The 20,160-nt window shown below is 67.6% G+C and carries 20 protein-coding genes; 11 read left to right on the top strand and 9 right to left on the bottom strand.

All coding sequences use genetic code 11. The features are described 5' to 3' along the window. Window positions 1–29 precede the first annotated feature (29 nt). From N5D91_RS17195 to N5D91_RS17185, 3 genes are all read left to right on the top strand, one after another. The gene (locus N5D91_RS17195) at window positions 30–3,179 is read left to right on the top strand and encodes a multidrug efflux RND transporter permease subunit (RefSeq protein WP_279909109.1); all 3,150 of its coding nucleotides are present in this window, start codon (window positions 30–32) and stop codon (window positions 3,177–3,179) included. Further along, complete coding sequence (locus N5D91_RS17190) at window positions 3,160–3,552, top strand: nuclear transport factor 2 family protein (RefSeq protein WP_180855128.1); 393 nt, start codon at window positions 3,160–3,162, stop codon at window positions 3,550–3,552. Before N5D91_RS17195 ends, N5D91_RS17190 begins: the two co-directional genes overlap by 20 nt. Window positions 3,553–3,635: 83 nt before the next feature. Continuing rightward, a complete protein-coding gene (locus tag N5D91_RS17185; RefSeq protein ID WP_110712156.1) occupies window positions 3,636–4,337 on the top strand; it encodes an MliC family protein in 702 nt (233 codons plus the stop codon). A gap of 164 nt (window positions 4,338–4,501) precedes the next feature. Here the strand turns inward: N5D91_RS17185 and yeiP are convergent, their stop codons facing one another. From yeiP to N5D91_RS17160, 5 genes are all read right to left on the bottom strand, one after another. Further along, complete coding sequence (gene yeiP, locus N5D91_RS17180) at window positions 4,502–5,068, bottom strand: elongation factor P-like protein YeiP (protein ID WP_005409468.1); 567 nt, start codon at window positions 5,066–5,068, stop codon at window positions 4,502–4,504. A gap of 48 nt (window positions 5,069–5,116) precedes the next feature. Continuing rightward, window positions 5,117–5,887 (bottom strand): SDR family oxidoreductase, encoded by a 771-nt coding sequence (locus N5D91_RS17175; protein ID WP_032128786.1) that lies wholly within the window; start codon window positions 5,885–5,887, stop codon window positions 5,117–5,119. A gap of 100 nt (window positions 5,888–5,987) precedes the next feature. Then, window positions 5,988–6,884 carry a hydroxymethylglutaryl-CoA lyase gene (locus tag N5D91_RS17170; protein ID WP_180855129.1) on the bottom strand — a complete coding sequence of 299 codons (897 nt, stop codon included), beginning with the start codon at window positions 6,882–6,884 and terminating at the stop codon, window positions 5,988–5,990. Next, window positions 6,881–7,282 (bottom strand): VOC family protein, encoded by a 402-nt coding sequence (locus tag N5D91_RS17165; protein WP_164162652.1) that lies wholly within the window; start codon window positions 7,280–7,282, stop codon window positions 6,881–6,883. The genes N5D91_RS17170 and N5D91_RS17165 overlap by 4 nt, the downstream gene beginning before the upstream one ends. Window positions 7,283–7,284: 2 nt before the next feature. Further along, window positions 7,285–8,073 (bottom strand): enoyl-CoA hydratase/isomerase family protein, encoded by a 789-nt coding sequence (locus tag N5D91_RS17160; protein WP_110712159.1) that lies wholly within the window; start codon window positions 8,071–8,073, stop codon window positions 7,285–7,287. Between the two features lie 119 nt (window positions 8,074–8,192). Here N5D91_RS17160 and N5D91_RS17155 point away from each other — a divergent pair, with 119 nt between their 5' ends. Genes N5D91_RS17155 through N5D91_RS17145 form a run of 3 tightly spaced genes read left to right on the top strand, consistent with a single transcriptional unit; the run spans window position 8,193 to window position 10,554 of the window. Further along, window positions 8,193–8,447 carry a FeoA family protein gene (locus N5D91_RS17155; RefSeq protein ID WP_005409473.1) on the top strand — a complete coding sequence of 85 codons (255 nt, stop codon included), beginning with the start codon at window positions 8,193–8,195 and terminating at the stop codon, window positions 8,445–8,447. Continuing rightward, entirely contained in the window at window positions 8,444–10,309 is a 1,866-nt protein-coding gene (feoB, locus tag N5D91_RS17150; RefSeq protein ID WP_180855131.1) for a ferrous iron transport protein B, read from the top strand. The genes N5D91_RS17155 and feoB overlap by 4 nt, the downstream gene beginning before the upstream one ends. Further along, on the top strand, window positions 10,309–10,554 hold the full coding sequence (locus N5D91_RS17145; RefSeq protein WP_180855134.1) for a DUF6587 family protein: 246 nt from the start codon (window positions 10,309–10,311) through the stop codon (window positions 10,552–10,554). The genes feoB and N5D91_RS17145 overlap by 1 nt, the downstream gene beginning before the upstream one ends. Before the next feature lie 86 nt (window positions 10,555–10,640). Here the strand turns inward: N5D91_RS17145 and N5D91_RS17140 are convergent, their stop codons facing one another. The 4 genes from N5D91_RS17140 to N5D91_RS17125 all read right to left on the bottom strand — a co-directional run bounded on the left by N5D91_RS17140 (window position 10,641) and on the right by N5D91_RS17125 (window position 13,103). Further along, a complete protein-coding gene (locus N5D91_RS17140) occupies window positions 10,641–11,102 on the bottom strand; it encodes a DUF4304 domain-containing protein (RefSeq protein ID WP_153854898.1) in 462 nt (153 codons plus the stop codon). A 184-nt stretch (window positions 11,103–11,286) separates the two neighbouring features. Beyond that, window positions 11,287–11,868 (bottom strand): NAD(P)H-dependent oxidoreductase, encoded by a 582-nt coding sequence (locus tag N5D91_RS17135; protein WP_110712163.1) that lies wholly within the window; start codon window positions 11,866–11,868, stop codon window positions 11,287–11,289. A 55-nt stretch (window positions 11,869–11,923) separates the two neighbouring features. Then, window positions 11,924–12,319, bottom strand: a complete 396-nt coding sequence (locus N5D91_RS17130) for a MerR family transcriptional regulator (RefSeq protein ID WP_097048037.1) — start codon at window positions 12,317–12,319, stop codon at window positions 11,924–11,926. A 4-nt stretch (window positions 12,320–12,323) separates the two neighbouring features. Continuing rightward, complete coding sequence (locus tag N5D91_RS17125) at window positions 12,324–13,103, bottom strand: 3-oxoacyl-ACP reductase (protein WP_180847789.1); 780 nt, start codon at window positions 13,101–13,103, stop codon at window positions 12,324–12,326. 72 nt (window positions 13,104–13,175) lie between these two features. Here N5D91_RS17125 and dapB point away from each other — a divergent pair, with 72 nt between their 5' ends. The 5 genes from dapB to N5D91_RS17100 all read left to right on the top strand — a co-directional run bounded on the left by dapB (window position 13,176) and on the right by N5D91_RS17100 (window position 20,144). After that, window positions 13,176–13,895, top strand: coding sequence for a 4-hydroxy-tetrahydrodipicolinate reductase (dapB, locus tag N5D91_RS17120; protein ID WP_180855136.1), 720 nt, complete (start codon window positions 13,176–13,178; stop codon window positions 13,893–13,895). A 335-nt stretch (window positions 13,896–14,230) separates the two neighbouring features. Beyond that, window positions 14,231–15,358 carry a glutamine-hydrolyzing carbamoyl-phosphate synthase small subunit gene (gene carA / locus N5D91_RS17115; RefSeq protein WP_042358678.1) on the top strand — a complete coding sequence of 376 codons (1,128 nt, stop codon included), beginning with the start codon at window positions 14,231–14,233 and terminating at the stop codon, window positions 15,356–15,358. Window positions 15,359–15,506: 148 nt separating this feature from the next. After that, a complete protein-coding gene (carB, locus tag N5D91_RS17110) occupies window positions 15,507–18,749 on the top strand; it encodes a carbamoyl-phosphate synthase large subunit (protein ID WP_071229307.1) in 3,243 nt (1,080 codons plus the stop codon). An 8-nt stretch (window positions 18,750–18,757) separates the two neighbouring features. Beyond that, window positions 18,758–19,222 carry a transcription elongation factor GreA gene (gene greA, locus N5D91_RS17105; protein ID WP_026347191.1) on the top strand — a complete coding sequence of 155 codons (465 nt, stop codon included), beginning with the start codon at window positions 18,758–18,760 and terminating at the stop codon, window positions 19,220–19,222. A gap of 4 nt (window positions 19,223–19,226) precedes the next feature. Next, entirely contained in the window at window positions 19,227–20,144 is a 918-nt protein-coding gene (locus tag N5D91_RS17100; RefSeq protein ID WP_180855138.1) for a phosphoglycerate mutase, read from the top strand. The last annotated feature ends 16 nt before the right edge of the window (window positions 20,145–20,160 follow it).

The raw sequence follows: 20,160 nt of genomic DNA, 5'->3' as shown, positions 1-20,160 counted from the left end.
CCGGGCCGGTCCCTCCAGGGAAATCCAACATGGCACGTTTCTTCATCGATCGCCCGGTGTTCGCCTGGGTGCTGGCGATCTTCATCATCCTGGCCGGCGTGTTGGCGATTCCGCGGCTCGCCGTGGAGCGCTATCCGGCGGTTGCGCCGCCGAGCGTCAGCATCTATGCCAGCTACCCGGGTGCCAGCCCGCAGACGCTGAACGATGCGGTGGTCGGCCTGATCGAGCGCGAGCTGTCCAGCGTCAAGCACCTGTTGTACTTCGAATCGTCGGTGGACACCTCCGGTGAAGCCTCGATCACCGCCACCTTCAAGCCCGGCACCAATCCGGAGCTGGCGCAGGTGGACGTGCAGAACCGGATCAAGGCGATCGAGCCGCGCCTGCCGCGCAGCGTGCGCCAGAACGGCCTGTTCGTGGAGGCCGCCGATTCCGGCTTCCTGATGCTGGTCGGCCTGCGTTCGCCGGACGCCAGCGTCAGCGAGGCCGCGCTGGGCGATTTCATGGCGCGCAACATCATCGAAGAGCTGCGCCGCATCGATGGCGTCGGCCGCGTGCAGCTGTTCGGTGCCGAGCAGGCGATGCGCGTGTGGCTGGACCCGACCCGGTTGACCGGCTACGGCCTGACCATGGGGGATGTGGCCACCGCCATCGAGCAGCAGAACCTGGAGATCTCGCCGGGACGCATTGGTGATTCGCCGGGTGTTCCAGGCCAGCGCATCACCGTGCCGCTCAGCGCCGAGGGCCAGTTGTCCACGCCGGAACAGTTCGCCGCCATCGTGCTGCGTGCCGGGGCCGACGGTTCACGGGTGGTGCTGGGCGATGTCGCCCGCGTTGAACTGGGCGCGCAGAGCTATGCCTGGGGTACCCGCGAGGACGGCCATCCGGCCACCGCCGCCGGCGTGCAGCTGCGCCCGGGCGCGAATGCGGTGCGCACCGCGTCGGCGGTGCGTGAGCGCATGGCCGAACTGGCGCCACTGTTGCCGCGCGGCGTGGAATCGAGCATTCCGTTCGACACCGCACCGTTCGTCAAGATCTCGATCCAGAAGGTGGTACAGACGCTGCTTGAGGCGATGCTGCTGGTGTTCGCGGTGATGTACCTGTTCCTGCAGAACTGGCGCTACACGCTGATTCCGGCGCTGGTCGCACCGATCGCGCTGCTCGGCACCTTCGCGGTGATGCTGGCGCTGGGTTTCTCGATCAACGTGCTGACCATGTTCGGCATGGTGCTGGCGATCGGCATCATCGTCGACGACGCGATCGTGGTGGTCGAGGGCGTGGAACGGATCATGGCCGAGGAGGGCCTGCCGCCGCGCGAGGCGACCATCAAGGCGATGCGCGAGCTGACCGGTGCGGTGATCGGCATCACCCTGGTGCTGACCGCTGTGTTCATTCCGATGGCCTTGGCCAGCGGCTCGGTGGGCGCGATCTACCGCCAGTTCACCGTGGCGATGGCAGTGTCGATCCTGTTCTCGGCGCTGCTGGCATTGAGTCTGACGCCGGCGCTGTGCGCGACCCTGCTGCGCCCGAACACCCATGGCCACCATGGTCGGGGCGGGCTGTTCGGTGCCTTCAATCGTGGCTTCGAGAAGATGACCGGGCGCTACCAGCGTGGCGTGGCCTCCGTGCTGCGGCGAAGCGGGCGGGTGATGGGCGTGTTCGCCGCACTGGTAGTGGCGCTGCTGCTGGGCCTGCACTGGCTGCCGGGCGCGTTCCTGCCGGAGGAGGACCAGGGCTATTTCATGACCTCGATCCAGCTGCCGGCCGAAGCCACCGCCGAACGCACGCTGGCCGTGGTCGAAGCCTACGAACGGCATGTGGCCTCGCGCCCAGGCATCGGCTCCAACCAGTCGATCCTTGGCTACAGCTTCTCTGGCTCCGGCCCGAGCGCGGCGCTGACCTACACCATGCTGAAGGACTGGGGCGAGCGCGCAGGCGCCACCGCGGCCGGCGAGGTGGAGGCCGCGCAGAAGGCGATGTCCACGATTGCCGAGGGCGAGGTGATGAGCGTGATGCCGCCGGCGATCGACAGCCTGGGCCGTTCGTCCGGGTTCTCGCTCGCCCTGCAGGCGCGCACCGGGCAGAGCCAGGCCGAGCTGCGCGCGGCCCTGCAGCAGCTGCTGAAGCTGGCCGAGGCCAGCCCGCTGCTGTCCGAGGTGCATGCCGATGGCCTGCCTGCAGGCACCAGCGTGCGGCTGGACATCGACCGCGCCAAGGCCGAGGCGATGGGCGTGGGTTTCGGTGACATCAGCAGCACGCTGTCGGCGGCGATGGGCTCGCAGTACGTCAATGACTTCCCCAACAAGGGCCGGTTGCAGCAGGTGATCCTGCAGGCCGACGCGCCGCACCGCATGGAACTGGAGGACGTGCTGAAGCTGTACGTGCGCAACAGCGAGGGCGGCATGGTGGCGCTGTCCGAACTGGTGACCCCGCACTGGACCGAGGCGCCGCTGCAGCTGCAGCGCTACCTCGGCTTCCCGGCGCTGAACCTGTCCGGCGCCCCGGCCTCCGGGGTGTCGACCGGCCAGGCCATGGCGGAGATGGAGCGGCTGGCCGAAAAACTGCCGTCCGGCTTCGCCCTGCAGTGGACCAGCCAGTCGCTGCAGGAGCGTGAGTCGGGCGCGCAGGCGCCGTGGCTGCTGCTGTTGTCGATGCTGGTGGTGTTCCTGGTGCTGGCGGCACTGTACGAGAGCTGGTCGATTCCGCTGGCGGTGATGCTGGTGGTGCCCTTGGGCCTGCTCGGTGCGGTCGCCGCCGTGTTGTTGCGCGGCATGCCCAACGACGTGTTCTTCAAGGTCGGCATGATCACCGTGATCGGGCTGTCGGCGAAGAACGCGATCCTCATCGTCGAGTTCGCGCGGCAGCTGCAGCAGCAGGGGCGCGGCCTGGTTGAAGCAGCGCTGGAGGCGGCGCGACTGCGCCTGCGGCCGATCGTGATGACCTCGCTGGCGTTCGCGCTGGGCGTGGTGCCGCTGATGCTGGCGCAGGGCGCGTCGAAGGAAACCCAGCAGGCGATCGGAACCGGCGTGTTCGGCGGCATGGTCAGTGCGACCGTGCTGGCGGTGTTCTTCGTGCCGGTCTTCTATGTTGTGGTGCAGGGCGCGCGGCAGTGGATCGCGCAACGCCTGCGCAGGCGCCGGCCGATGCCGGAAGGATCCGTGGATGGAACGGGATATCGTTGAAGACCTGCATGAGCGGCAGCTGGCAGTGCTGGAACAGCGCCTGCGGCAGGCATTGCTGGAAGACGACCACGATGTGCTGACCGCGCTGGTATCGCCGGCCTTGTTCATGATGGACGGGCAGGGCGGGCGCATGCTCGATCTGCCCTGGCTGGGCGACTGGCTGGCCGGGAACCTGCAGGTGCGAAGCCTGCAGTCGTACGCGGTGGAAACGCTGCTGTGTGGCCGTCTGGCGTTGCTCTCCAGCGACGTGCGATTGGCGGTGTGCCGGCACGGCCGGGAGAGCGAATTGAAACTGCGCCTGCTGCGGGTCTGGACCTGCAGTTCCGGCGGCAGCGGCGCGCAGCTGCTGTCCATGGCGGTACTGGCTGCATGAGTGCGGTCAGGCCGCTTTCAGGCCCCGCTCACCGACAGGTGGTAGGGTCGAGCCTCTCTGTAGTGTCGACAAGGAGTCGAGCCATGCGTGTAGTTCCCAGTCTGTTGGCAGCCTCCCTCGGGTTGGTGCTGGCCGCGTGCCAGCCGGCCCAGCCGCCCGCCGCGAGCGGCAGTGATGCCGCGCCGCCGGCGGCGCCCGAACCGGCTGCCAGCACCGGCGCCGGTACCGGCAGCGAGACCACGTACCAGTGCGGTGATCTGAGCGTGCGCGCGACCTTCAATGGCGAGGATGCGGCGACGGTAGTGATCGGCGACCGTACCTTCGCCATGACCTCCGAGCGTGCGGGGTCGGGCGCGAAGTATGGTGATGGCCAGGGCAACAGCTTCTGGACCAAGGGTAGCGATGACGGCCTGTTGAGCCTGAAGGGCGAAGCCGATCGCGAGTGCCATGCGGTGGAAGCCACTGAAGGCGATGGCAGTGCCGGCAATGCCGCGTTCCGTGCCACCGGCAACGAGCCGGGGTGGCTTGCGGTCGTTGATGGCGACACGCCGGGCCTGCAGGTGGAAGTCGACTATGGCGAGCGCCGCTTCGATGTGGCCAAGCCCACCGAAGGCGCTGACGGCTGGAGTGGCAAGGCGTCCGACGGTACCGACGTCAAGCTCAGCTTCCAGCGCACCAGCTGCCAGGATGACATGAGTGGCGAGGCATTCGATGCCAAGGTGAACCTGACCATCGGCACCCGCCAGTACCACGGTTGTGGCAACTTCGGCGCGAAGCAGCCGTAAGCTCTCTGTAGAGCCGAGCCCACGCTCGGCTGCTGTGTGCGTTGGGCAGGCACTGCAGCCGAGCGTGGGCTCGGCTCTACACAACCGTTGTCGCCGATGATCCGTCCGCTGCCTGCGGCGAACACGCCGCAAGCAGGGACAGGCAGGCGATCAGCGCGAGGCGCTTAGTCGGCACGGCCAGCGAATTCGCCGGTGGCGGTGTTCACCAGCACGCGCTCGCCGTTGACGATGTACTCCGGCACCATGATCTCGATGCCGGTGTTGAGCTTGGCCGGCTTCGGGCGCTTGGTGGCGGTGCCGCCCTTCAGTTCCGGCGGCGTCTCGATCACTTCCAGCACCACCGAGGCAGGCAGCTGGATCGCCACCGGCTGCTCGTCGATCACCTGCACGTAGATGCCGGTCAGGCCGTCGGTGATGTAGCCGGCGTCGTCGCCGATCACGTCCGCGTCCAGGGTGTACGGGGTGTAGTCCTCGTCATCGAGGAACACGAAGGCATCGCCATCCTTGTACGAATAGGTGGACTGGCGGCGCAGCAGTTCGACCTCGACCAGGTTGTCGTCGGCATCGAAGCTGGCGTCGAGCTTGTTGCCGCCCGGCACGCTGTACATGATGAAGCGGAAGCGGACGTTGCCGCCGCGACCCTGCGGCGAGCTGCGCTCGATGTCGCGGATCTGGTACACGCCGTTGTTGTACTCGACGACGTTGCCCTTCTTGATGTCGTTGGCTTTCATGGTGATCTAGGTCGTTGGGGGAGGGCGCCGTCCCGGCGCCCGGGGGAATCACTTCGGAGCGAGGCGGGTAGCGCCGTCCAGGCGGATGGTCTCGCCATTGAGGTAGGTGTTGCCGAGGATGAAGCCGACCAGGCTGGCGAAGTCTTCCGGCTTGCCCAGGCGCGACGGGAACGGGATCGAGGCGGCCAGCGACTGCTGCACGGCCTCGGGCATGCCGTCCACCATCGGCGTCCAGAACACGCCTGGAGCAATCGTATTGACGCGGATGCCGAAGCGCGACAGTTCGCGCGCCATCGGCAGCGTCATCGACACCACGCCGCCCTTGCTGGCGGCATACGCGGCCTGGCCGATCTGGCCTTCATAGGCGGCGATGCTGGCGGTGTTGATGATCACGCCGCGCTCGCCGTCGGTGCCGGCCTCGTTGTGCTGCATGCGGTTGGCTGCGGCCTTGGCCACGTTGAAGCTGCCGACCAGGTTGACCATCACCGTGCCCTGGAAGCCGGCCAGCGGCATCGGGCCTTCCTTGCCCAGCACGCGGCCGGCGCCGAGGATGCCGGCGCAGTTCATCGCCACGTTCAGGCCACCGAGGAACTCGTGGGCCTGGTCGATGGCTGCCGAGACGGCGGCTTCATCACTGACGTTGACGTTGAAATAGCGGGCCTTGTCGGCACCCAGATCGGCAACGGCGGAGGCGCCCTTGTCGTCGTTGAGGTCGAACAGGGCCACCTTGCCGCCCTGGGCGACGAGGTGCTGGGCCACGGCCAGGCCGAGGCCGGAGACGCCGCCAGTGATCACGGCACGTACGGAAGACAGCTGCATTGCACGGTCCTGCAGGTTCGAGAACCGCCGATTCTAACGGAAGCCGCGACCGCCGCTGTTGTGCACTGCGCCGCCGCTGCAGGGCGGCGTAGTGCAGCGGTCAGCCGGCGGCGGCCAGCGCCTGGCCGGTGCGGCTGGCGGTGGCGCGTCCGAGCAGGCCGGCCAGCCAGCGGCCGGTTTCGGCCAGTGCCGGCAGGTCCACGCCGCTGTCCAGGCCCAGGCCCTGCAGCAGGTAGACCACATCCTCGCTGGCGACATTGCCGCTGGCGCCCTTGGCATACGGGCAGCCACCGGCGCCAGACACCGCGCTGTCGACCACGCGCACGCCTTCTTCCAGGCAGGTGGCGATGTTGGCGATGGCCTGGCCATAGGTGTCGTGGAAGTGCACGGCCAGTGCGGCCATCGGAATCTCGGCGGCGACCGCCTGCAGCATTGCCCGGGCCTTGCGCGGGGTGCCGACGCCGATGGTGTCGCCCAGCGAGATTTCGTAACAGCCCATCTGGTGCAGGGCACGCGCCACCCGCACCACGTCGGCCAGTGGCACCTCGCCCTGGTAAGGGCAGCCGAGCACGGTGGACACGTAACCGCGCACGCGCACGCCATCGGCGGCGGCGCGGCGCAGGATCGGCTCGAACCGGGCCAGCGATTCGTCGATGCCGGCATTGGTGTTGGTGCGGTTGAACGCCTCGGACGCTGCGGTGAACACCGCCACTTCCTCCACGCCCACCGCACGGGCGCGGTCGTAGCCCTGTTCGTTCGGCACCAGCACCGGGTAGTGGATGCCGGGCCGGCGCTGGATGCCGGCGTAGACCTCGGCGGCATCGGCCAGCTGCGGGATCCACTTCGGGCTGACGAAGCTGGTCGCCTCGATGCTGCGCAGGCCGGTGGCCGACAGGCGGTTGATCAGTTCGATCTTGTCGACGGTGGACACCGACTGCTTTTCGTTCTGCAGGCCGTCACGCGGGCCGACCTCGACGATGCGGACGTAGTCGCTCATGCGGCCACCTCGTCGGCGGGGCGATGGCAGACCGCCTCGATGTTGTTGCCGTCCGGGTCGAGCACGAAGGCGCCGTAGTAGTCGGGGTGGTACCACGGGCGCAGGCCCGGCGCGCCGTTGTCGCGGCCACCGGCGGCGAGGGCGGCGGCATGGAAGGCATCCACCTGGTTGCGGCTGGCGCAGGCGAAGGCCACGTGCACGCCGTGGCTCGCGGTACCGCCATTGCCGAGCCAGAAGAACGGCTTGCCGTCGCTGCCAAAGCCGATGTGGTCGTGCGCGCCGGTCTGTTCGGCGGTCACTTCCATCACCACTCCGATCTGCAGCGGCGCCAGTGCCTGCAGGAAGAAGGTCTTGCTGCGCGCCAGGTCGGCGCTGGTCAAACCAAGATGATCGAGCATGTTCAGGCTTCCGTGACCCAGTGGGGCGCGCGCTTGTCGAGGAAGGCGCCCAGGCCTTCCTGGCCCTCGGCGGACACCCGCAGGCGCGCGATCAGGGCGGCATTATCGCGATCCAGGGCGTCGCGGTCATGGCTGTCGCGGACCTGCCGCACCAGCTGCTTGGCGGTGGACGAGGCGATCGGGCCGGCCTTGTCGAGCAGGGCCAGTTGGCGCTCCAGTGCTTCATCCAGGCGTTCCGGCTCGACCAGCTGATGGACCAGGCCGATGCGCAGCGCTGTCTCGGCGTCGAAATGCTCGCCGGTAGCGAACCAGCGCCGGGCCTGGCGCGGGCCGATGGCCTCGATCACGTAGGGCGAGATCACCGCCGGCAGCAGGCCCAGGCGACTTTCGGTCAGGCCGAAGCGCGCCGAGCTGCTGGCGATGGCGATGTCGCAGCAGGCGACCAGGCCGACGCCGCCACCGAAGGCCGCGCCATGGACCCGGGCCAGGGTCGGTTTGGGCAGCTCGTCCAGGGTGCGCATCAGCCGCGCCAGGGCCAGCGAGTCCTCGCGGTTGTCGGCCTCGCTGGCGGCGGCCATGCCGCGCATCCACTGCATGTCGGCGCCGGCCGAGAAGGAGGCGCCGTGGCCGGCGACCACCACGGCGCGGACCGAATCATCGCGGCCGGCGGCTTCCAGTGCGGCGGTCAGCCGGGCGATCAGGCTGGCGTCAAAGGCGTTGTGCAGCTCCGGCCGGTTCAGCCAGAGGGTGAGGACGGCGCCACGGCGCTCGATCTGCAAAGCATCGTTCATGGGATTCCAGGGTCACTCCATACCTGTATGGATCATAGCGGGCCATTGGTCATGGGCCATGACGCGACGCGGGAATGTTAGAATCGAGAACCATTTACATCCAGCAGAGAACACGCTAGATGACGCTGTCCGAACTGCCGCTGCACACCTCGGCCGTGGTCGAGTCCGTGCAGGACCTGCATGCCAACGATGCCATTGCCCGTCGCCTGCGCGAGCTGGGTTTCGTGAAGGGCGAGGAAGTCCGCCTGGTGGCCAAGGGCCCGGTGGGCGGCGAGCCGCTGCTGGTGCAGGTCGGGTTCACCCGGTTCGCGCTGCGGATCAGTGAAGCCAAGCGCGTCGTGGTCGACGCCGCCAGCCAGGAACGACGCGCATGACCGCTACCACCGCCACCGCCCCCCTGCGCATCGCGCTGGTCGGTAACCCCAACAGCGGCAAGACCGCGCTGTTCAACCAGCTGACCGGCAGCCGCCAGAAGGTCGCCAACTATACCGGCGTCACCGTCGAGCGCAAGGAAGGCCGCCTGCGCGCGCCGTCCGGCCGCGAGTTCGCCGTGCTTGACCTGCCGGGCGCCTACAGCCTGCATCCGGCCAGCCTGGACGAGGCGATCACCCGTGACCTGTGCCGGGGCTTCTACCCGGGCGAGGCCGCACCGGACGTGCTGCTGTGCGTGATCGACGCCACCAACCTGCGCCTGCACCTGCGTTTCGCGCTGGAACTGCGCGAGCTGGGCAAGCCGATGGTGGTGGCCCTGAACATGGTCGATGCGGCCCAGCGCCGCGGCATCCAGGTGGATGTGGCCGCGCTGGAGCGCGAACTGGGCGTGCCGGTGGTGGAAACCGTGGCGGTGCGCAAGCAGGGTGCCAAGGCCCTGGTCGAGCGCCTCGATGCGATGGTGCCGCACCTGGATGCGCCGGTGCCGGGCCCGGAAGGTGGCATCGATTACCACGCCAAGGTGCGCGAGATCCTGTCAGTGGCCGTGCGGATGCCGGCGCGGACCGCCAAGGTCGACGACGCGCTGGACCGCTGGCTGCTGCACCCGGTGTTCGGCCTGATCAGCCTGGCGGTGGTGATGTTCCTGATCTTCCAGGCGGTGTACGCCTGGGCGACGCCGCTGATGGACGCCATCGAGGCTGGTTTCGCCTGGCTCGGCGCCTTCGTCGGCAGCGTGCTGCCGGAAGGCCCGCTGGCCAGCCTGCTGACCGACGGCATCATCGCCGGTGTGGGTGGCGTGGTGGTGTTCCTGCCGCAGATCCTGATCCTGTTCTTCTTCATCCTGGTGCTGGAAGAGTCCGGCTACCTGCCGCGAGCAGCATTCCTGCTCGACCGCATGATGGCGGCCGCCGGTCTGTCCGGTCGTTCGTTCATCCCGCTGCTGTCCAGCTTCGCCTGCGCGGTGCCGGGCATCATGTCCACGCGCAGCATCCAGGACCCGCGTGACCGCCTGGCCACGATCCTGGTCGCGCCGCTGATGACCTGTTCGGCGCGGCTGCCGGTATATGCGCTGCTGATCGGCGCGTTCATTCCGCAGAAGACGGTGTGGGGCGTGTTCAACCAGCAGGGCCTGGTGCTGTTCGGCCTGTACGCGGCGGGCATTCTCAGTGCGCTGGCGATGTCGTGGATCATGAAGAAGTGGCGCCGCGACAAGAGCGAGCACCCGCTGATGCTGGAGCTGCCGTCGTACCGCCTGCCGCATGTGCGCGACCTGGCGGTCGGCCTGTACGAGCGCGGCATGATCTTCCTCAAGCGCGTTGGCGGCATCATCCTAGCGCTGACCATCCTGCTGTGGGTGCTGCTGTCGTTCCCGGCGGCCCCGGCTGGCGCCACCATGCCGGCCATCGACTACAGCTACGCCGGCCAGATCGGCCATGCGATGGCGGTATTCTTTGCACCGCTGGGGTTCAACTGGCAGATCTGCATCGCGCTGATTCCGGGCCTGGCCGCGCGCGAAGTGGCAGTGTCCTCGCTGGCCACCGTGTACGCGCTGTCGGCGGCCGATGACGATGCCGCCAGCCAGGCGCTTACCCCGCTGATCAGCGACGGCTGGTCGCTGGCCACCGCGCTGTCGCTGCTGGTCTGGTACATCTACGCCCCGATGTGCATCTCGACGCTGGCCACCATCAAGCGTGAGACCAATTCGTGGAAGACGATGGCCTTCTCGGCGTTCTACCTGTTTGCTGCGGCCTACGTGGCGGCGCTGATCACCTACCAGGTGACCAAGGCGCTGGGAGGCGGCTGATGGATGCCGGCCTGCTGCTGCAGTACCTGATCATCGCGGTGGCCGTGCTGGTCAGTGCCTGGGTGGTGCTGAAGAAGCAGTTCCCCGGCACCGTGCGCAAGCTGCGCGGGGCGCTGGCGCTGGCCCTGCTGAAGCCGGGCCGCGCTGCCTGGCTGCAGGCGCTGGGTAGGAACATCGCGCCGCCGGCCACGGGCGGTGGTGGTGCCTGTGGCGGTTGCGACAGCTGCGGGCCGACCAAGAAGTAGCATCGAGCCATGCTCGACTGCGGCCGCCCTGTGGGTGCGAACCTTTGCCCTGTGGGTGCGAACCTTGGTTCGCACGCTCCCCGGGTTCAGACCTCTCTGCGGATGAGCGCGCGGAAGTTCCCGTCCTGATTCAATCGCCGCACCGACTCGCGGTTTCCATGGGTTGCCGCGAAGCCCGCCACGTCGGCAAGGGCACCGAGCAGCAGGCATTTCATCCCATCGCGATTGCCGGCCTCCAGCAGATCATCCAGATCCTGCTGGATAAAAGCCCGGCGCAGGCCCGGCGTCTCTTCGATCCGCCAGTCGACATGGGGCGTGGGAATGCTGGAGCGGTACCTGAACGCGGTTTCAAGGTCGTCAGGCGCAAGGGGATACGCGAGCAGTTCTGGAAAGTAGAGCCCGGCATTCACATAGAAGCCCCGGCTTTCGCTGGCGCGTTGGTGATTGACGACAAGCAGGGCGGCATCCAGCAAGCGGTAGCGGGTCGTCGACGTGCCGGCAAAGCCGGTCTTCCTGGCGCACTTGCTGAAGACAGTCGAGGATTTCATGGGCTTTGCCTGGGCCGGAAGAGGGGTCCACAGCCTTGAGGCGCAGTGCCTGGCGGTCAATTGGCAAACGCGACACTCGCAACGAGTACCCCCCAGGTGGGAGTGAACCTTCCAGGTGGGGGGCAAACCTTCCAGCCAGGTGGGTGCGAACCTTGGTTCGCACGCTTTGCCCATGGCCGCGGATCTACCCGGCCCGTGAACCCAGCTCTGCTGCCAGCGCCAGCCACTTGCTGCGTTGTGCTGGGGTACTGCTGCGCACCGCACCGAGACGGCTGATCCGCACCGGGCGGATGCCGCAGAATTCCAGGAGGGGCGCGCGGATCTGGGTGATGCCCGGGTCGCGGTAGATCCAGCGGTAGTACCAGGGCGGCGTATCCAGCGTGGTGATCACCCGCGCGCTGCGCCCGGCCAGCAGCCGGTCCCACCACACCGAATCGCGCCGGTAGCGGAACGCGTACCCCGGCAGCAGCACGCGATCGAAGAAGCCCTTCAGCAGCGCCGGCATCGCGCCCCACCAGGTCGGGTAGACCAGCACCAGATGGTCGCAGGCCTCGATCGCATCCGCGGCGTCCTGCAGGTCGGCTTCCAGTGGCTGGATCTGGCGGTAACCGTGGCGCAGCACCGGGTCGAATTCAAGGTCGCCCAGTGCGATCAGGCGTACCCGGTGGCCGGCGTTTTCGGCGGCGGTGGCGTAGCGCTGGGCGAGGGCGCCGCACAGGCTGTCGCGGTCGGGGTGGCCGAGCAGGATCAGGATGGAACGGGACACGGCAACCTCGGGCAATGGAAAGTGCGCGAGGTTGGCCTATGCCCCAGGGACAGAGTCAAACGCCAGAGGTGCAGCCGCTGGGTTGCAGGATGCAGTCACCGCTGCCAGAGCGCAGCCACTGCTGCAGTTCGTCGCTGACCTGCTGCAGGTCGAGCTCGACCTGCGCCAGCCGTGCCCGCTCGCTGGCAATGCGGCTGCGCTGCTGCTCAAGCAGGGCCAGCACCGCCGGCCAGTCGAGCCGTCCATCGCGTCCCTGCAGGCGGGAGATTGCGGCCAGCGTGATGCCCAGCGCCAACGCCTGCCGGATCAGCTGTACCCAGGCCACGTCCTGTTCGCTGTAGTCGCGATAGCGGTTCAGGCGCGGCACCGGTGGCAGCAGTCCGCGCGCCTCGTACAGGCGGATGGCCTTGGCGCTGGCACCGGTGAGGCGGCTGACCTCGGAGATGCGCATCGGCTCAGTCCCGCACCAGTCCGCCATCCACCACCAGGTTCTGCCCGGTCACCGCGCGTGACCACGGGCTGGCGAAGAACAGCGCGGCATCGGCGAATTCGGTCGGGGTGGTGACGCTGCGCAGCGGGGTGTTGGCGGCGATGTAGTCGAATACCGCTTCGGGCGTGGCGGCGCTGGCATCGGTGGTGCGCAGCAGGCCGCCGGACAGCATGTTGACGGTGATCCCGTGTGGACCGAGGTCGCCGGCCAGGGTGCGGGTCAGCGACAGCAGTGCGGCCTTGGCGGCGGTGTAGTCGTGGTAGGGCACGACCGGGTTCTGGAACAGGTTGGTGCCGATGTTGATCACCCGGCCGAAGCGACGGGCCTGCATCCCGGGCAGGGCGGCCTGCACGGTGTTCAGTGCGCCACGCACGCTGCCCTCGAACTGCGCCTGGAAGGCCGGCCAGCCGATATCGGCGGCGGCGGCGCGGGCATCGCCATTGAACGAGAACGCAGCGAGTGCGTTGTTGACCACCGTGGTGACGCCCTGGCCGAAGTGCGCCAGGGCGTGCTGCAGCATCGCGTCCACCTGGCTGCGGTCAGTGACGTCGGCCGGCAATGCGATCGCCTGCCCGCCCAGCTCGGCGGCCAGCGCACGTGCGGCGCCTTCGCTGCGGTGGTAGTTGACGATGATGCGCGCGCCCTGCGCCGCGAACGCGCGGGCGATGTGCTGGCCAAGGCCGCGGCCGGCACCGGTGACCAGCACCAGCTGTTCGCTGATCTGCATGAGGGGGCTGCCATCCATTGCATGAAAGGGCATGCAGCGTAGCAGTGATGGCGCTTGCCGGAGCAGGCGTGCTGCCGCTAGCCTGCAGGCATGAACCAGACTCCCCTGCGATTGCTCATTCACGGTGCCTCCGGGCGCATGGGCCAGGCCCTGCTGCGGCTGGCCGCCGAACATCCCGAAACCCTGCAGATCGTGGCTGCGGTAACCGGCCGTGCGCCGACCCAGCGCGTGGTCGATGGCGTGCCGTTCTTCGGCGCCAGCGAACTGCCTGGCGCGCCGGTGTTCGATGTGGCGATCGACTTCAGCCTGCCGGAGGGCTTCGACCCGATGTTGGCGCTGTGCGTGGAGCGGGGTGCGGGCCTGGTCTCGGGCACCACCGGCATCTCCAGTGCGCAGCGGCAGGCGTTGGAGGCTGCTGCGGCGTCCATCCCGCTGGTCTGGGCGTCGAATTTCAGCCTGGGCGTGGCGGTACTGGACGAGCTGGTCGAGCGCGCGGCGCAGGCGCTGGCCGGCTGGGACTGCGACATCGTCGAATCGCACCACACGCAGAAGAAGGACGCGCCGTCGGGCACCGCGCTGACCCTGGGCGCGGCCGCGCAGCGGGGTGGGGCGGAGCCGCATTACGCCAGCCTGCGTGCCGGTGACATCGTGGGTGAGCATCTGGTGCAGTTCACCGGGCTGGGTGAGCGCATCGAGCTGGTACACCGGGCCGCCAACCGCGACATCTTCGCCCGCGGCGCCCTGTTCGCCGCCCGGCAGCTGCAGGGCCGGGCCCCGGGCAGCTATCGGGTGCGGGACCTGCTGCAGTAGGGCAGGCTGATTCCTGGGGTCGGATCCCTTTCCAGTGGAAAGGGCTCTGACCCCATCCGAGGGCGCCTGGGGTCAGAGCCTTTCCCATCCGGGAAAGGATCCGACCCCGCCTCCGGCCCGCATACGCCGCCGGATTGAAATGAATGCGCAATCGCCTGTTCATGAAGCGCGATAACCGCTGGCGCGAGCGCCCCGGCAGCGCTACAATTCGCACTCGCCGAATCACGAAAGCCGGACCGGTCCCAGACCGTACGTCCGCGCTTTTTTGCAACCGGATTTCCGTGAAGCGCAGGCGTGACTTCGGCAGCCCCCTCGGTAGCCAAAGTGAGATTCCCGTGACCCAAGCCGCAATCCTCGTCCTCGAAGACGGCACCGTATTCGAGGGCGAATCCGTAGGCGCGCCCGGCCTGTCCGTCGGTGAGGTGGTGTTCAACACCGCCATGACCGGCTACCAGGAAGTGCTGACCGACCCGTCCTACGCCCGGCAGATGGTCACGCTGACCTATCCGCATATCGGCAACACCGGCATGACCGACCAGGACAATGAAGCGTCCAAGGTGTGGTCGGCCGGCCTGATCGTGCGCGACGTTCCGCGCCGTCCCAGCAACTGGCGCAGCCAGGTGTCGCTGCAGGACTGGCTGATCCAGCGTGGCGTGGTCGCCATCGCCGGTATCGACACCCGCAAGCTGACCCGCATCCTGCGCGAGAAGGGCGCGCAGAACGGTGCGCTGATGGCCGGCGACATCGACGTGGAAAAGGCACTGGAAGCCGCCCGCAAGTTCCCGGGGCTGAAGGGCATGGATCTGGCCAAGGTCGTCACTACCGAGAAGACCTACACCTGGACCGAGGGCCAGCTGGACCTGGATGCCAATGCCTTCGTCAGCGTGCCGGCGAAGTTCAAGGTCGTGGCCTACGATTTCGGCGTGAAGACCAACATCCTGCGCATGCTGGCCGAGCGTGGCTGCGAAGTGACCGTGGTGCCGGCACAGACCCCGGCCGCCGAAGTGCTGGCGCTGAAGCCGGACGGCGTGTTCCTGTCCAACGGCCCGGGTGACCCGGAACCGTGCGACTACGCCATCGAAGCGATCAAAACCTTCATCGACGTGAAGATCCCGACCTTCGGCATCTGCCTGGGCCACCAGCTGCTGGGCCTGGCCTCGGGCGCGCAGACCATGAAGATGGGCCACGGCCACCACGGTGCCAACCACCCGGTGCAGGACCTGGACAGCGGCCGGGTGATGATCACCTCGCAGAACCACGGCTTCGCGATCGATGAAGCGACCCTGCCGGCGACCCTGCGCGTGACCCACCGCTCGCTGTTCGACGGCACCAACCAGGGCGTGGCCCGCACCGACGTGCCGGCGTTCTCGTTCCAGGGCCACCCGGAAGCGTCGCCGGGCCCGACCGATGTCGGTCCGCTGTTCGACCGCTTCGTGGTGCTGATGGAGCAGGCCAAGGCGTGATCAGTACGCCGCCGGCCCCCCGGTGGCGTCGCGATGGACCGTAAACCCCGCAACGCTGCTGCCGCTGGCGCGGCGCTGCGGATCAAGATTCCTGATCGACAGCGTGCGATCACCCCCCTTGTCACGCTGTACTGACTTAGAGAAGAAAATGCCCAAGCGCACTGACCTCAAGACCATCCTCATCATCGGTGCTGGCCCGATCGTCATCGGCCAGGCCTGCGAGTTCGACTACTCCGGCGCCCAGGCCTGCAAGGCCCTGCGTGACGAGGGTTACCGCGTGGTGCTGGTCAACAGCAACCCGGCCACGATCATGACCGACCCGGAGATGGCCGACGCCGTCTACATCGAGCCGATCAACTGGCAGACGGTCGAGAAGATCATCGCCAAGGAAAAGCCCGATGCGCTGCTGCCGACCATGGGTGGCCAGACCGCGTTGAACTGCGCGCTGGACCTGGCCGACAACGGCGTGCTGGAGAAGTACAACGTCGAGCTGATCGGCGCCAAACGCGAAGCGATCCGCATGGCCGAAGACCGCGAGCTGTTCCGCGTCGCCATGGGTGAGATCGGCCTGGAATGCCCGACCGCCGCCGTCGCCCACACCCTGGACGAAGCGCTGGAGATCCAGACCCGCGTCGGTTACCCGACCATCATCCGCCCCAGCTTCACCCTGGGCGGCAGCGGTGGCGGCATCGCCTACAACCGCGAAGAGCTGGTCGAGATCGTCAGCCGCGGCCTGGAACTGTCGCCGACCACCGAAGTGCTGGTGGAAGAGTCGGTGCTGGGCTGGAAGGAGTTCGAGATGGAAGTGGTCCGCGATACCGCGGACAACTGCATCATCGTCTGCTCGATCGAAAACCTGGACCCGATGGGCGTGCACACCGGTGACTCGATCACCGTGGCGCCGGCGCAGACCCTGACCGACAAGGAATACCAGCGCCTGCGCGACGCCTCCATCGCCGTGCTGCGCAAGATCGGCGTCGATACCGGTGGCTCGAACGTGCAGTTCGGCATCAACCCGAAGACCGGCCGCGTGGTCGTCATCGAGATGAACCCGCGCGTGTCGCGTTCCTCGGCACTGGCCTCCAAGGCCACCGGCTTCCCGATCGCCAAGGTCGCCGCCAAGCTGGCCGTGGGCTACACCCTGGACGAACTGAAGAACGAAATCACCGGTGGCCTGACCCCGGCGTCGTTCGAGCCGTCCATCGACTACGTCGTTACCAAGATTCCGCGCTTCGCCTTCGAGAAGTTCCCGGCTGCCGACGCCCGCCTGACCACCCAGATGAAGTCGGTGGGCGAGGTGATGGCGATGGGCCGTACCTTCCAGGAGTCGGTGCAGAAGGCGCTGCGTGGCCTGGAAACCGGCAAGGTCGGCTTCGACCCGACCGGCCTGGACCTGAGCAATGAAGAAGACCTGCAGACCCTGCGCCGCGAGCTGAAGGCCCCGGGCCCGGAGCGCCTGTTCTTCGTCGCCGATGCGTTCCGTGCTGGCATGAGCGTGGAAGAGATCTACGCACTGTCGTTCATCGATCACTGGTTCCTGGACCAGATCGAGGAAATCATCGCGGCCGAAGCCGACGTCGCTGCCGGTGGCATCGACGCGCTGGACGCCGCCCGCCTGCGCAAGCTGAAGCGCGCTGGCTTCTCCGACGCGCGCCTGGCGCAGCTGACCGGCACCAACGAAGCCGCCATCCGCGCGCTGCGTCGTGCGCACAAGGTGCGCCCGGTCTACAAGCGCGTGGATTCCTGCGCCGGTGAGTTCTCCACCGGCACCGCCTACCTGTACTCGACCTACGAGGACGAGTGCGAGGCCGCGCCGAGCAACCGCGACAAGATCATGATCCTGGGTGGTGGCCCGAACCGCATCGGCCAGGGCATCGAGTTCGACTACTGCTGCGTGCACGCGGCACTGGCGCTGCGCGAGGATGGCTATGAAACCATCATGGTCAACTGCAACCCGGAAACCGTGTCGACCGACTACGACACCTCCGACCGCCTGTACTTCGAACCGCTGACCCTGGAAGACGTGCTGGAAATCGTCGAACTGGAACAGCCGAAGGGCGTGATCGTGCAGTACGGCGGCCAGACCCCGCTGAAGCTGGCGCGCGCGCTGGAAGCCAACGGCGTGCCGGTGATCGGCACCAGCCCGGACTCCATCGACCTAGCCGAAGACCGTGAGCGCTTCCAGCAGCTGGTGGACAAGCTGGGCCTGAAGCAGCCGCCGAACCGCATCGCCCGCAACGACCAGGAAGCCCTGCTGCTGGCCCGCGAGATCGGCTACCCGCTGGTGGTGCGCCCGAGCTACGTACTGGGCGGCCGTGCGATGGAAATCGTCTACGGCGAAGCCGACCTGGCCCGCTATGTGCGCGACGCGGTCAAGGTGTCCAACGATTCGCCGGTGCTGCTGGACCGCTTCCTCGACAATGCCGTGGAGTGCGACGTCGACATCATTGCCGATGCCCAGGGCAACGTCCTGATCGGCGGCGTGATGGAGCACATCGAAGAAGCCGGCGTGCACTCGGGCGATTCCTCGTGCTCGCTGCCGCCGTACTCGCTGTCGGCTGAAACCCAGGCCGAGCTGCGTCGCCAGGTGGTGGAACTGGCCAAGGCCCTGAACGTGGTCGGCCTGATGAACACCCAGTTCGCGATCCAGACCAGCGATGAAGGTGCCGACACCATCTACCTGCTGGAAGTGAACCCGCGTGCTTCGCGCACCGTGCCGTTCGTGTCCAAGGCCACCGGCATGCCGCTGGCCAAGATCGCCGCCCGCTGCATGGCCGGCAAGACCCTGGCCGAGCAGGGCGCGACCAAGGAAATCGTGCCGGACTACTACTCGGTGAAGGAGGCGATCTTCCCGTTCGCCAAGTTCCAGGGCGTCGACCCGATCCTCGGGCCGGAGATGCGCTCCACCGGTGAGGTGATGGGCGTCGGCCGCACCTTCAACGCTGCCTTCGCGCGTGCGCAGGAAGCCGGTGGCATCAAGGCACCGCCGGTCGGCAAGGCCTTCGTCTCGGTCCGCGATCCGGACAAGAAGCGCGTGCTGCCGGTGGCCAAGGCGCTGCTGGCGCGTGGCTACAGCCTGGTCGCCACCCGTGGCACCGCCGCGTGGCTGCAGCAGCACGGCATGGACTGCGAGATCATCAACAAGGTGGTCGAAGGCCGTCCGCACATCGTCGACTCGATCAAGAACGGCGAGATCGTCTACATCGTCAACACGACCGAAGGTCGTTCGGCGATCAACGACTCGTTCTCGATCCGTCGCGAGGCGCTGCAGCATCGCGTCACCTACTCGACCACCATTGCCGGCGCCAAGGCGCTGGTGGATTCACTGGAATTCCGCGGCACCGGCCCTGTCTGGTCGCTGCAGGAGCTGCACAAGGAGTTGAATGCATGAGAGCCCCCATCACGATGAAGGGCGCGCAGAAGCTGCGCGACGAACTGGATCACCTGAAGTCGGTCAAGCGCCCGAAGGTGATCGCTGCGATCGCCGAAGCGCGTGAGCATGGCGACCTGAAGGAGAACGCCGAGTACCACGCCGCGCGCGAGGAACAGGGCTTCATCGAAGGCCGCATCAAGCAGCTGGAAGGCGAGCTGTCGCACGCCGAGATCATCGACGTGAGCAAGCTCAACGCTGGCTCCAAGGTGGTGTTCGGCGCCAGCGTGACCCTGGCCGACGTGGAAACCGACGAAGAGAAGAAGTACCAGATCGTCGGTGACCTGGAAGCGGACATCAAGCTGGGCCTGATCGCGATTTCCTCGCCGGTGGCGCGCGCGATGATCGGCAAGCTGGAAGGCGATTCGATCGTGATCGACGCCCCGGCCGGCCAGCGCGAGTACGAGATCGTCAGCGTCAGCTACGTGGACTGACCCGGTGGCAACGGCGACCCTGCTGTTGCCCGCGCGCAGCCGCTTTGCCGCGGCTGCGCTGCCTGATGACGTGGCGCGTGCCCTGGGCCGCGCCAACGCCTCGCAGTTCGAAGCCGGCGAGCGGGCGCAGCTGCAGCGCCATTTCACGGTCGCCGCGCCGCACTGGCCGGTGGCCGCACTGAGCCGCCAGCGTGACGTCGGCGATGCTGCCGGCGCGTGCTGGCTGCGTGCCGATCCGGCCCGCATGGTGCCGGACATGCACGGCGCGCGGATGATGGCCTACGGCGAAACGCTGCGGCCGACGCTGGCCGACTGTCTGGCCCTGCTGCCGGTGCTGCAGCCGTTGTTCGCCGATGCCGGGTTCGTGCTTGACGCGCCCGACCCCTCGCGCTGGTACCTGCGGCTGCCGATCGACAGCGAGCTGCCGGACTTCGACAGTCCGGACGAGGTGCTGGGCGATGACCTGTTCTCGCACCTGCCGGAAGGCGAGGGTGGCCGCCGCTGGCGGGCGTTGATGACCGAGGCGCAGGTGTTGTTGCACAACCATTCCTGGAACCAGCAGCGCGCCGCGCAGGGACAACAGCCGATCAATTCGCTGTGGTTCTGGGGCGGTGGCGTGATGCCGGTATCGGTCAGCACGGCGCATGCGCAGGTGCGCAGTCGTGATGCCCTGCTGCAGGGCCTGGCTCTGGCGGCAGGCGTCGCCGTGGATGGCGAGCAGGCGGTGGATGCACTGGTCGACCTGCGCCAGCTGCGCTCCCTGCATCAGCTCGGCAATGATGCGATCCGTCCGCTGCTGGCTGCGCTGAAGCGTGGCGAGCTGCAGCGACTGGTGCTGGATTTCGAGGATGGCCTGCAGTTCCAGCTGGATCGTGGCCAGCGCTGGCAGTTCTGGAAGAAGCCGCGGCAGCTTCACGATTGATCGGGGTCGGATCCGT

Source organism: Stenotrophomonas sp. GD03794 (genome assembly GCF_029842145.1).
GTDB lineage: Bacteria > Pseudomonadota > Gammaproteobacteria > Xanthomonadales > Xanthomonadaceae > Stenotrophomonas > Stenotrophomonas riyadhensis.
The sequence above is the reverse complement of the archived record's forward strand: the minus strand, read 5'-3'. Positions and strand labels throughout refer to the sequence as shown.